Genomic DNA, 12,921 nt, shown 5'->3' on the forward strand with positions numbered 1-12,921 from the left:
ACGGGAGACGCCGCTTAACCGCGGCTCGTGATGCTTGGACCAGTAATCGAAGCCTTAGTTTAGGCGAGCATGCAGGCCTTGTAAATCGTAGACTTCCAAATCGCGCAGATAACGCAGACCTTCGACGGCCGCGCGCGCACCCGACATCGTCGTGTAGTACGTGACCTTGTTGGCTTGCGCGCTCATGCGGATCGAGCGCGAATCGGCGATGGCGGCACGCGTTTCGTCCACCGTGGTGAACACCAGCGCAATTTCACCATTTTTGATCATGTCGACGATATGCGGGCGGCCGTCCTTCACCTTGTTGACGATCTTCACCGGCACGCCTGCCGCTGAAATCGCGGCCGCCGTGCCCTTGGTCGCGACGATCGGATAGCCGAGTTCGTGCAGCATCTGCGCGACTTCGACGGCCTTCGGCTTGTCGGCGTCCATCACGGTCAGGAGCACCGTGCCCGATTCCGGCAGACGCGAACCCGCCGCGAGCTGCGACTTGAACAGCGCTTCGCCGAAGGTGCGGCCCACACCCATTACTTCGCCCGTCGAACGCATTTCAGGTCCGAGCACCGGATCGACCGCCGGGAATTTCACGAACGGAAACACCGCTTCCTTGACGCTGAAGTACGGCGGAATCACTTCCTTCGTGACGCCTTGCTCCACGAGCTTCTGACCGACCATCGCGCGCGCGGCGATCTTCGCGAGCGGCAGACCCGTCGCCTTCGACACGTAAGGCACCGTGCGCGATGCACGCGGATTCACTTCCAGCACGTAGATGATGTCCTTTTTCGAGCCATCTTCTTGCGGTACTTGCTGGATCGCGAACTGCACGTTCATCAGACCGACGACGTTCAGCGCCTTCGCCATTGCGGCAGTTTGTCGCTTCAACTCGTCGACGGTATCTTTCGACAGCGAGTACGGCGGCAGTGAGCACGCCGAATCGCCCGAGTGCACGCCCGCTTGCTCGATATGCTCCATCACGCCGCCGATGAACACGTCCGTGCCATCGGAGATGCAATCCACGTCGCATTCGATCGCGTCGTTCAGGAAGCGGTCGAGCAGCACCGGCGAATCGTTCGATACCTTCACGGCCTCGCGCATGTAGCGTTCGAGATCGCGCGGCTCGTGGACGATTTCCATCGCGCGACCGCCGAGCACGTAGGACGGCCGCACGACCAGCGGATAACCAATTTCTTCGGCGAGCTTCAGCGCTTCGTCTTCGGCGCGCGCCGTGCGATTCGGCGGCTGACGCAGATCGAGATCCTTGAGCAGCTTCTGGAAGCGCTCGCGATCTTCGGCGGCATCGATCATGTCCGGCGACGTGCCGATGATCGGCACACCGTTCGCTTCGAGATCGAGCGCGAGCTTCAGCGGCGTCTGACCGCCGTATTGCATGATCACGCCGACCGGCTTTTCCAGATCGACGATTTCGAGCACGTCTTCGAGCGTCAGCGATTCGAAGTACAGACGATCGGACGTGTCGTAGTCGGTCGAGACCGTTTCCGGGTTGCAGTTGACCATGATGGTTTCATAGCCGTCCTCGCGCATGGCGAGCGCGGCATGCACGCAGCAGTAGTCGAACTCGATGCCCTGCCCGATCCGGTTCGGACCGCCGCCCAACACCATGATCTTCTTCTTGTCGGTCGGATTCGCTTCGCACTCTTCTTCGTACGTCGAGTACATGTACGCCGTCTTCGTCGCGAACTCGGCGGCGCACGTGTCGACGCGCTTGTAGACCGGACGCACCTTCAGTTCGTGGCGCTTCTTGCGCACATCGTCCTGCTTCGAACCGGTCAGCTTGGCGAGACGCCGATCCGAAAAACCGCTCTTCTTCAGATACAGCATTTCGTCGCGCGTGAGGCTTGCGAGCGTGCGGCCTTCGAGCGCCTTTTCCTTCTGGATGATCTGTTCGATCTGCGCGAGGAACCACGGATCGATCGACGTTTCTTCGAAGATTTCTTCCATCGTCAGGCCGAGACGGAATGCATCGCCAAGATACCAGATGCGGTCCGGGCCCGGCTCGCCGATTTCGCGGATCACTTCGTCGCGGCTCGTGGTCTTTTCATCGAGACCGTCGACGCCGACTTCCAGACCGCGCAGCGCCTTCTGGAACGATTCCTGGAACGTGCGGCCCATCGCCATCACTTCGCCGACGGACTTCATCTGCGTGGTCAGACGCGAATCGGCTTCGCGGAATTTTTCGAACGCGAAACGCGGCACCTTCGTGACGACGTAGTCGATCGTCGGTTCGAACGATGCCGGCGTTTGTCCGCCGGTGATTTCGTTCTTGAGTTCGTCGAGCGTGTAGCCGCACGCGAGCTTCGCGGCAACCTTCGCGATCGGGAAACCCGTCGCCTTCGATGCCAACGCCGACGAACGCGACACACGCGGATTCATCTCGATGACGACCATGCGGCCGTCCTTCGGGTTGATCGCGAACTGCACGTTCGAGCCGCCCGTATCGACGCCGATCTCGCGCAAAACGGCGAGCGACGCGTTACGCAGCACTTGATATTCTTTATCGGTCAGCGTCTGCGCCGGCGCGACGGTGATCGAATCGCCGGTGTGCACGCCCATCGGGTCGAGGTTTTCGATCGAGCAGACGATGATGCAGTTGTCCGCGCGGTCGCGAACCACTTCCATCTCGTACTCTTTCCAGCCGAGCAGCGATTCTTCGATCAGCAGTTCGCGCGTCGGCGAAAGATCGAGACCGCGACGGCAAATCTCTTCGAACTCTTCCTTGTTGTACGCGATCCCACCGCCCGAGCCGCCCAGCGTAAACGACGGACGAATCACGGTCGGATAACCGCCGCTGCCCGTGGCTTCGGCAATCTGCGCCTGCACCGCGAGCGCTTCTTCCCACGAATGCGCGATGCCCGACTTGGCCGAACCGAGGCCGATCTTCGTCATCGCGTCCTTGAACTTCTGGCGGTCTTCCGCCTTGTCGATCGCTTCCGGCGATGCGCCGATCAACTCGACCACCTTGTACTTCTCCAGCACGCCGTGATGGAACAGATCGAGCGCGCAATTGAGCGCGGTCTGTCCGCCCATCGTCGGCAGGATCGCGTCGGGGCGCTCCTTCGCGATGGTGCGCTCGACCACTTCCCACGAGATCGGCTCGATATACGTGACGTCGGCCGTGTTCGGGTCGGTCATGATCGTCGCCGGATTGCTGTTGACGAGGATGACCTTGTAGCCTTCCTCGCGCAGCGCCTTACACGCCTGCGCGCCCGAATAATCGAACTCGCACGCCTGGCCGATGATGATCGGGCCCGCGCCGATGATGAGGATGCTTTTGATGTCTGTGCGCTTCGGCATAACTGTGCTCTGTATATTGGCGATGTTCTGTTCTTAGGCTGCGACCTTCTGCGCTTCCATCAACTTGATAAAGCGGTCGAACAGATACGCGATGTCGTGCGGGCCGGGCGACGCTTCCGGGTGACCCTGGAAGCAGAACGCGGGCTTGTCGGTCAGCGCGAAACCTTGCAGCGTGCCGTCGAACAGCGAGACGTGCGTGACCTTCGCGTTGGCGGGCAGCGTCGAGGCATCGACCGCGAAGCCGTGATTCTGCGACGTGATCACCACGCGGCCGTCTTCCATGTCCTTGACCGGATGATTCGCGCCGTGATGGCCGGTCTTCATCTTCATGGTCTTGGCGCCGACGGCAAGGCCCATGATCTGATGGCCGAGGCAGATGCCGAAGGTGGGAATGCCCTTCGGGATGAACTCGCGCGTCGCGGCGATCGCGTAGTCGCACGGTTCCGGATCGCCGGGGCCGTTCGACAGGAAAACGCCGTCCGGATTGAGCGCGAGCGCGTCAGCCGCCGTGGATTGCGCGGGCAGCACGGTGACGTGGCAGCCGCGTTCGGCCAGCATGCGCAGGATGTTGTACTTGACGCCGTAATCGAACGCGACGACGCGGAACTTCGGCGACTCCTGCTTGCCGTAGCCCTGGCCGAGACGCCATTCGGTCTGCGTCCACTCGTAGGACTGCTCGGTCGACACGACCTTGGCCAGGTCCATGCCCGCGAGACCGGGGAACGAGCGCGCAAGGCCGAGTGCTTTAGCTTCGTCATCGCTGCCGGCGAGAATGCAGCCGTTTTGCGCGCCCTTCTCGCGAAGGATTCGCGTGAGCTTGCGCGTATCGATGCCCGAGATCGCGACGACGCCTTGCGCTTTCAGATAATCGGACAGCGTTTGCTCGGAACGGAAGTTCGATGCGAGCACCGGCAGATCGCGGATGATCAGGCCGGCGGCATGGACTTTGGTGGCTTCGACATCTTCGGAATTGACGCCGTAGTTGCCGATATGCGGATAGGTCAGCGTGACGATCTGGCGGGCATAACTCGGATCAGTCAGGATTTCCTGATAGCCGGTGATGGCGGTGTTGAACACCACTTCGCCGATCGTCGAACCGGGCGCTCCGATCGATTGACCACGAAAGACCGTGCCGTCGGCAAGTGCGAGGAGTGCGGGGGAAAATGACGGCAACACGGGAAGCTCCTTGGGAACACCCTGTTACCGACCTGTCTGTCCGAAATTCAGGCTGAGCACCCGACGTACGATAACGCGGGTTTGCTTCGCGCGGTGGGCGGCGGGCGCGCAAGGCTCGCTTCGGTGGCGTCCCGCCCGCCCTTCGCGGATGCGATGGGCGCTATGACGGGGCGATCGGCGGCATGCGGCGCTGGCGGCTGAGCGCTGCTTACGAACGGTGTGGGGGGGTAGGCGCTAGGGTGCGGGTTGATATGCTTAAACGCTTTGAATTATAGCGTTAAAACGCCACATCCGCAAAGTTTGGGAACCGTCCGCTTGCGCCCGGGTCGCGATCGCCTGTGTTTCAGGACGCCGCGCTTTCGGGTTCGATACGCGCCTTGTGCAATACGCTGCTCGGCAGCACGTACCAGATCGCGCTCGCCACCTGCAACGCGATCAGCGCCGCCCACACCGTGATGTGCGCCGACGCCGGATAATGCCCGCCCTCCGCCGGCCAGAACGACAGCATCGCGCCGACGCCCACCTGGAAACCGAAAATCAGCAGGAAGATCACCAGCGTTAGCGTGGTGTTCACGCGCCCGATCATGTGCGCCGGAAAGTACTCCGACATCACCGCGTAGCTGAGGATGCCGGTGCCGCCGAACACGCCGTATGCCGCGAGCAGCAATTCGGCCGGCAACGGCACGCGGAGCACCATCAATAATTGCGTGGCGACGAACAGCGCCATGCCGCCGCCGCAGAACGCGTAGACCGACACGCCGCGCCGCTCCATGCCGCGCGCCGCCGCGCCGAAGTCGACGCAGCCGAGCATCATCGCGAAACCGAGCACGGAGACGAGCGCCGCCGCGTGCGCGGGCGTCAGGCTCATCGCATCGAGCAGATAGGGACGGATCCAGAGCGATTGCATCGCGTAGAACACGCCCTGCGTCACGACCGAAAACGACGCGATCTTCCAGAACGCCCCGCTCTTCAGAATGTGCCAGGTACCCTTAAACTGCGTGACGAGGTCCGCCTGATGATGTGTTTCCGTCCGGCGCGGCGCGAACAGCGCGATCGCCGCCGCGACGATTAGCGTGAACACGCCGAGCCCGACGCAGACTTCCCGCCACGTCGCGAGATGCAGAAGCGAGGCGAGCGGCGAGCCGACCACGACGCCGCCCAGACCGCCGACGGCCATCGTGAAACCGTTGATCAACGGCAGACGCGCCACCGGAAAATGCTGCGCCGACGCCTTGAACGCCGCGCTCAAACACACCGATACGCCCACGCCGATCAACAGTCGGCCGACCATCAACCCGGCCAAACTGTGCGCCGCGCCGAACGTCCAGATGCCGGCCGCCGCGAACAGCAACATGCCGGCCGTCACCCGCGTCGGCCCGAAATGGTCGAGCAACACGCCGACGGGAATCTGCGCAAGCGCAAAGCCGATGAAATACAGCGACGTAAGCAGGCCGAGATCGGCCGCGGACAAGCCGAGGTCGTGCGTGATCAGCGGCGCGAAGCCGAGATTGACGCCGCGAAAGACATGCGAAACGAAGTAGCCGGCGGCGAAAAGAAGAAAGACTCTCAGGCGAACGGAGGACGACATGCGATGGCGAGCACAGCGTGGATTTATTTTTTGAAACGCCAGTTTAACTGGCTCGCCAAATGAAAACGCCGTCACCTTGGTGACGGCGTGGAATAAGCGGGGATCGAGCGACCGCGCTTACTTCTTCTTGGACTTGGTGCTGGCGTGCGCGGGCGCCGCGGACTTGACCGCCTTTGCCGGCGCGGCCTTCGACGAATGCGACGCGCTCGACGCCGATACCTTGCTGACCTTGCCGGACGCCGCCTTGCCCTTCGACTTCGACGTCGGCACATGGGTGCCGATGCGCGACACACCGCCCGCCGACTTGCTCGACGCCGATACCGTCTCGACCCGCGCCGGACCCGGCTCGGCCCGCACCGCGCGACCGTACGGCACGTGCAGCACGACGACCTGCCCCGGCATGAACATCTCGCGATGCGTGCGGTTCCACGAGCGAATCTGCGCCACCGACACGTCGTAGCGATCCGCGAGCGTCGCGATGGACTGCTTGCGGCGCACGCGAATCAGCATCTTGCGCGTGTCCGGCACATCGCGTTCGACGGCAAGCATGGCGTTTTCGGCGACGTCGGCGCTGATGTCCTCGTCGTCGTCATCGGTACGCGGCACGACGATGGTCGAACCCGGCTTCAGTCGCATGCCCGCCGGAATGCGGTTCACCGACATCAGCGTGTCCGCGTCGACGCCGATCTTCTCGGCGATGGCCGCCGGACGCGCGCGCTCGGTGACCGTGTACGTGGTCCACGACGACAACGCACCCGAATACGCGCCGAGGTTCTTCTGGAACGTGGCGGCGTTGTCGAACGGCAGGAGAATTTGCGGGTTCGTCGCGCCGAGAATGACCGGCCGCGAGAACGACGGATTCAACGAGCGGAATTCTTCCACGCTCATGTTGGCGAGCTTCGCGGCCATCGTGACGTCGATATCGCGCGCCGTCGTCACCGTGACGAAGTACGGGTGATTCGGAATATCCGGCAGCGTGAGGCCGTACATCTGCGGATTGGCGACGATATTCTTCACCGCCTGCAGTTTCGGCCCGTAATTGCGCGTTTCGTTGGGCATGCGCAGACTTTCGTAGTCCGTCGGCAGCCCGGCCGCTTCGTTACGCGCGATGGCGCGCTGCACGTTGCCCTCGCCCCAGTTGTACGCGGCCAGCGCCAGATGCCAGTCGCCGAACATGTCGTGCAAACGCGAGAAATAGTCGAGCGCGGCGCTGGTCGAGGCCAGCACGTCGCGGCGCTCGTCCTGCCACATGTTCTGCTTGAGGTTGTAGTCGCGGCCCGTGCCCGGCACGAACTGCCACATACCGGCCGCCTTCGCGACCGACAGCGCCTGCGGGTTGTACGCCGACTCGATGAACGGCAGCAAGGCCAGTTCCGTCGGCATATGGCGCTGCTCGAGTTCCTCGACGATGTGATAGAGATACTTTTGCGAACGCCCCGTCATGCGCTCGACGTAGTCCGGGCGCTGCGCGTACCAGTTGACCTGCATGTCGACGAGATCGCTTTGCAGATCGGGAATCTGGAAGCCCGCGCGGATACGAGACCAGAGATCCGCCGAGCCGGCGAGCGCCGTGACGGGTGTCTTGTCTACGTTGATGGTTTCCTTGGCTGCGGCGGTGCGGCGAATGGTGTCGGCGACTTTTTGCTGCGAGGCTTCGGTGGGCGTGGCTGTATTGGGGAGTTGCGCTGTCGGACCCTGGCTGGCACAGGCGGCCAGCATCAGGACGGATAGCGCACTAAGTGTTAGTCGCATGAACGTCTCGGCATCCAAAGGATGATGCTTGGAAATTTGAAGCCGATGGTACGGAACCGCACTTAAGACGTCAATAAGAATGCACGCAAAAGCCCTGCAAAATCCGGCATCTAACGCGCATTCCTACGATTGGGATGAAGTTGACCACAAATTGATTCAGGTTAGCGGAACTTGTCTTTCCAACCGCTCATCAATGTGAACGCGGTCAGCCGGTCGCCGACGGGCTGGCTGAACTGCAGCGACAGCGCGCGCCGCACGATCGGCGCGTCGGTGCGCAAAAACGGATTGACCGCTTTTTCATGGCCGATGGTCGTAGGCAAAGTCGGCTTGCCCTCCGCACGCAGCGCCTCGGCGTCCTCGCGCCAGCGTTCCAGCGCCTCGTTGTGATGATCGCAGGCCAGCGCGAAACGGATGTTCGACAAGGTGTACTCGTGCGCGCAATGCACCTGCGTGGCTTCGGGCAACGCCTCGAGCGAATGCAGCATCTGCTCGGCCGTGCCTTCGAACAGACGCCCGCAGCCGCTGGCGAAGAGCGTGTCGCCGCAGAACAGATGCGGCGTGCCGGCCGGATCGCTCGCCTGAAAATACGCGATGTGACCGGCCGTATGCCACGGCACGTCGATCACCGTCAGGTCCATCGCGGGCGCTTCGATGTGCACCGCGTCGCCGCCGTTGAGCCGCTGCGTCAGATGGTCGATACGCTCGCCCGCCGGACCGTAGACGGGCACGCCGCCCTCGGCCTTTCGGCTATCGAGCAGCGCTTTCACGCCGCCGACGTGGTCGTTGTGGTGGTGCGTGAGTAAAATAGCGGTCAGCCGCCAACCACGTTCGGCGAGATAGGCTTCGACGGGCGCGGCATCGCCCGGATCGACCACGACGGCATTGCGCAAGTCGGACACGAGCCAGATGTAGTTGTCGTCGAACGCGGGAACAGGCACATATTCAAGCGCTTTCTGGGCAGGTGAATTCATAGCGATTCCTTGGGCCGCGAGGCCGGACGAAGCAAACCGAAGCACAATCTAACGCGGCAACCCGAACATGTCAGAGCGATCGATTATAGACTGGCCCGCCTGGACGAGCTCCGCGCCGGGGCGCTACGTGCTCGACTGGGAGCAGGCGCAGCTCGATCACGTCGTGTTGGACATTTTCGGCTATCACGCGCTGCAACTCGGCATGCCGCAACTCGACGGGCTGCGCGAAAACCGCATGACCGGCCGCGCCATCGTGCTCGATTCGGAGAGCGGCGCGAGCGCGCCCTACACGCTGCCGCGCGCGGCATCGCCGGGCGGCGCCCTGCCCGTCGCCAGCGCGCCGGAAGAACGCAGCACCGTCTGGTGCGATCTGCTCGACCTGCCGTTTGAGGCGCAGAGCGTCGATCTGCTGGTGCTGCCGCATACGCTGGAGTTTTCGCGCGATCCGCATCGGCTGTTGCGGGAAGCGGAACGCGTGCTCGTGCCCGAGGGGCAATTGATCATCCTCGGCTTCAATTCGCTGAGTTTGTGGGGCGCACGGCAGTCGCTCGGCAAGGTCGCCGGACGGCCGTTCGTGCCGGCGGCGCATGAAATGATCGCCTTTACGCGTATCAAGGACTGGATCAAACTGCTTGGCTTCGACCTTGAACGCGGACGCTTCGGCTGCTATCGTCCGCCGCTTCTCACGGACAAATGGCTGCAGCGCTATCGATTCATGGAACCGGCCGGCGATCGCTGGTGGCCCATTTTCGGCGCGGCCTACATGATCACGGCGGTGAAGCGCGTGCGCGGCATGCGGCTCATCGGTCCGCGCAAGCTCAAGAAACCCGCGCTCGCGCCCGGCCTCGCGCCGGTCGCCACTCCGCACACTCGCAACGAGATTGATGACTGAATCCGCATCGAACAAGGTAATCGACATCTACACGGATGGCGCCTGCAAGGGCAATCCCGGACCGGGTGGCTGGGGCGCGCTGCTGCGCTACGGCACGACCGAAAAGGAACTGTTCGGCGGCGAGCCCGCGACGACCAACAACCGCATGGAACTGATGGCGGTGATCGCCGCGCTCGAGGTGCTCAAACGCCCGTGCCAGGCCGTGATCCACACCGATTCGCAATATGTGCAGAAAGGCATCAGCGAATGGATCCACGGCTGGAAAAAGAAGAACTGGATGACCGCCGCCAAGACGCCCGTGAAGAACGCCGATCTCTGGAAGCGGCTGGACGCGCTCGTCGCGCAGCACCGCATCGAATGGCGCTGGGTCAAGGGCCACGCCGGGCATCCCGAAAACGAACGCGCCGATGCGCTCGCCAATCGCGGCGTGACATCGCTCGCGGAAGAAAACTAACGCAGATCAACACACCATGCGCCAACTCATCCTCGATACCGAAACCACCGGCCTGAATGCGCGGACGGGCGATCGGATCATCGAAATCGGCTGCGTCGAGCTGATCAACCGGCGGCTCACCGGCAACAACCTGCATATCTATGTGAATCCGGAACGCGACAGCGATCCGGGCGCGCTGGCCGTGCACGGACTGACGACCGAATTCCTGAGCGACAAACCGAAGTTCGGCGAGATCGCCGCGCAGTTGCGCGATTTCATCGCGGGCGCGGAGCTGATCATCCACAACGCGCCTTTCGACGTCGGCTTTCTGGATGTCGAATTCGGCATGCTCGGCCTGCCGAAGGTGGCCGAAACCTGCGCCGGCGTGATCGACTCGCTCGCGCAAGCGAAGCAGATGTTCCCTGGCAAGCGCAATTCGCTCGACGCGCTGTGCGACCGCTTCGGCATCAGCAACGCGCATCGCACGCTGCACGGCGCGCTGCTCGACTCGGAGTTGCTCGCCGAAGTCTATCTGTCGATGACGCGCGGTCAGGAAAGTCTCGTCATCGACATGCTGGGCGATCAACCGTCCGAAGGCTCGGTGTCGACGTCGCGCGTGGCGCTGGACGATCTCGAATTGACGGTGATCGTCGCGAGCGTCGACGAACTTGCCGCGCACGAAGCCGTGTTGAGCGACCTCGATAAAGCCATCAAGGGCACGAGCGTCTGGCGCACCGAACCATCGCCTGCCGAAGGCGATGCAGTCGCTGCATAATTTTTGCGGATTTGCTTAAAGAAGCTCTTTACGAAACCCGAAACGCCTGACATAATCTTGCCACCTTTTCGGGTGGTTAGCTCAGCGGTAGAGCACTGCCTTCACACGGCAGGGGTCACTGGTTCGATCCCAGTACTACCCACCAGAATTCTGGTGTTGGTAAAGACAAGCACCGAAGATTAAAAAGCCCAGGTCTCGCGACTTGGGCTTTTTTCATTTCCGCGCGTGAATATCCGCGATCGCTAAGACGCCCACGCGCCGCGCGCCATGCCGCTCGCGGCGATCACCATCAGCATCACGAGTCCGGCTTCGAGATCGCTCAGCCACGCAAAGCGCTTCGCGCGCGTGAGATCGATCGGACCGCCCTGCGCCAGCGCACCGCGCCAGCGAATCATCGCGAGCGCGGGCGAGACCTCTATCAACAGAATCACCACGAGCACGGTCATCTTCAAATGAAAAAGCGGCTCGTGCAGATAGTACGAGCCGCCCTTCTCGAAGCCGCCGAACGCGCGCATCACGCCGGTCACGACCAGCACGATCGCGGTGACGCCCCAGATCGTGTCCGAACGGAAGACGTCGCGCAGGCGCAGTTCGTTTGCCTGCACCGATTGCGTCGCATCCAGACGCCGCAGCGCGCGGGCGCGCGACAAGACGGCGTAGAGCGCGAAACCGAAAGCAAGCAGATGGAGCGCGGCCAGCAACCAGCGTGTCAGCATCCTTTCCTCCGATCGACGGCGCGACTGACTAGATCTGGCGAAGGCTGGAGTCGAGCGCCTTGGCCGCGTTGTGATCGCCGACGTTCGACAGCGGCGAGCGAAACACCGTGGTCCGATTGTGCCCTGCCGCGGCCGGGGAATTCCACTGCAATTCGATCTTCGGACGACGCGCGAACAAGCCGCGACGCGCATCGCCATCGGCGCGCAGAGTGGGCGTGGGCGGATCGGTCGCGGGCGAAAGCATGCCGGCCGACGGCGTATTCGCCGACGACGGTTCGGGCCACTTCACCGACAGTTCGCGCGCATCGTACTGACCGAGCTTGCGGCTTTCGGCCCACACGGTCGCGGTACGGCTGACGGGATCGAGGGAAATCGCATAGCGGCCGATCGAAAAGCGGCGCGCCGCGATATTCGTGCGCCGCCACAGCGCGCGCGGCCGGCAGATCCACACGACGAACGCATACAGCGCCGGTCCGACCAGCAGCCAGCCGTTGGTCTCGGCGAGCGCGTGCACGAAACGCCGCCAACCCGATGCCCACACGAACGCGCACACCGAAAACAGCGCGAAGCCGAACGCCAGCAACCCGAGAAAACGCAACGCCTGCCGCAACCATTGCGGCAGCGGATGCAACGGCCGTTCGCTGCGCGGCTTCACGCCCGGCAAAACGACCAGCAGAAAAATAAGGACGAGATTCACGCACGCCCACGGCGACGACGCCATCGCCTGAAGGGATGAAAAATAGCCCATTTGCGACATGGAGAACGCCCAACGCGCCGCCAGTACGAGGCCGATGGCTCGCAATGCGAAGACGGTGCCCGCGCCCGGCGCCGGGCTCGCGCTGATTTGCTTGGGTCTCGCCAAAGAAAACTCCTGTCTGCAGATCGTGCCTGCCGTCCGACTGTGTCCGACCACGCGTCGCGAACGGCGTTCCTGCTCCGCGTTCGACGACGACGGAGCCCGGTCATTATAGGGAGATTGCAAATAACGTCAGAGGTTTCCCGGCCGGCTACGCGGTCCAGCGCGCGAAACGCTACAGATATGTGCTATTACGACAACGCCCCGCGTGCCTTGAGGCGCGCGGGGCGTTGTTTTCATGTTAGGCGTCGATACGGCCGACGCGCGCGGGATTTAGCTCGCGTTGACTTCGCGCAGCACCGTGCGGCGCTTCTGGCGCAGCATTTTTTGTGCGCCCAGCATGGGCGCACTCTTGCGGGTGCAAGTCGCGCGGCAAGTTGACCACAGCGAGCGAAGTGAAGCGCAACTGCGGAAGGGCGACCGACCGTGGAGAGGAAGCGTGGAGCGAAA

At 62.9% G+C, this 12,921-nt stretch carries 10 protein-coding genes and 1 tRNA gene; 4 read left to right on the plus strand and 7 right to left on the minus strand.

All coding sequences use genetic code 11. The features are described 5' to 3' along the window. Positions 1-54: 54 nt before the first annotated feature. From carB to gloB, 5 genes are all read right to left on the minus strand, one after another. Positions 55-3,312, minus strand: coding sequence for a carbamoyl-phosphate synthase large subunit (gene carB, locus BVER_RS13670; RefSeq protein WP_050453784.1), 3,258 nt, complete (start codon positions 3,310-3,312; stop codon positions 55-57). A gap of 33 nt (positions 3,313-3,345) precedes the next feature. Next, positions 3,346-4,488 (minus strand): glutamine-hydrolyzing carbamoyl-phosphate synthase small subunit, encoded by a 1,143-nt coding sequence (gene carA, locus BVER_RS13675; RefSeq protein WP_050453785.1) that lies wholly within the window; start codon positions 4,486-4,488, stop codon positions 3,346-3,348. Positions 4,489-4,831: 343 nt separating this feature from the next. Next, a complete protein-coding gene (locus BVER_RS13680; RefSeq protein ID WP_050453786.1) occupies positions 4,832-6,076 on the minus strand; it encodes an MFS transporter in 1,245 nt (414 codons plus the stop codon). Between the two features lie 117 nt (positions 6,077-6,193). Beyond that, positions 6,194-7,828: a transglycosylase SLT domain-containing protein gene (locus BVER_RS13685; protein WP_050453792.1), complete on the minus strand. Its 1,635-nt coding sequence runs from the start codon at positions 7,826-7,828 to the stop codon at positions 6,194-6,196. A gap of 161 nt (positions 7,829-7,989) precedes the next feature. Next, positions 7,990-8,799 (minus strand): hydroxyacylglutathione hydrolase, encoded by an 810-nt coding sequence (gene gloB, locus BVER_RS13690; protein ID WP_050453787.1) that lies wholly within the window; start codon positions 8,797-8,799, stop codon positions 7,990-7,992. 67 nt (positions 8,800-8,866) lie between these two features. Here gloB and BVER_RS13695 point away from each other — a divergent pair, with 67 nt between their 5' ends. From BVER_RS13695 to BVER_RS13710, 4 genes are all read left to right on the plus strand, one after another. After that, on the plus strand, positions 8,867-9,691 hold the full coding sequence (locus tag BVER_RS13695) for a class I SAM-dependent methyltransferase (protein WP_050453788.1): 825 nt from the start codon (positions 8,867-8,869) through the stop codon (positions 9,689-9,691). After that, on the plus strand, positions 9,684-10,145 hold the full coding sequence (gene rnhA / locus BVER_RS13700) for a ribonuclease HI (protein WP_050453789.1): 462 nt from the start codon (positions 9,684-9,686) through the stop codon (positions 10,143-10,145). Before BVER_RS13695 ends, rnhA begins: the two co-directional genes overlap by 8 nt. Positions 10,146-10,161: 16 nt before the next feature. Further along, complete coding sequence (gene dnaQ, locus BVER_RS13705; RefSeq protein ID WP_050453790.1) at positions 10,162-10,899, plus strand: DNA polymerase III subunit epsilon; 738 nt, start codon at positions 10,162-10,164, stop codon at positions 10,897-10,899. A 70-nt stretch (positions 10,900-10,969) separates the two neighbouring features. Then, positions 10,970-11,044 (plus strand) — tRNA-Val (locus tag BVER_RS13710). 97 nt (positions 11,045-11,141) lie between these two features. Here BVER_RS13710 and BVER_RS13715 read toward each other — a convergent pair. Then, positions 11,142-11,615, minus strand: a complete 474-nt coding sequence (locus BVER_RS13715) for a DUF2214 family protein (RefSeq protein WP_198155256.1) — start codon at positions 11,613-11,615, stop codon at positions 11,142-11,144. A gap of 28 nt (positions 11,616-11,643) precedes the next feature. Continuing rightward, entirely contained in the window at positions 11,644-12,477 is an 834-nt protein-coding gene (locus BVER_RS13720) for a hypothetical protein (RefSeq protein WP_050453791.1), read from the minus strand. Positions 12,478-12,921: the final 444 nt, after the last annotated feature.

Source organism: Candidatus Burkholderia verschuerenii, from assembly GCF_001189365.1.
Classification (GTDB): domain Bacteria; phylum Pseudomonadota; class Gammaproteobacteria; order Burkholderiales; family Burkholderiaceae; genus Caballeronia; species Caballeronia verschuerenii.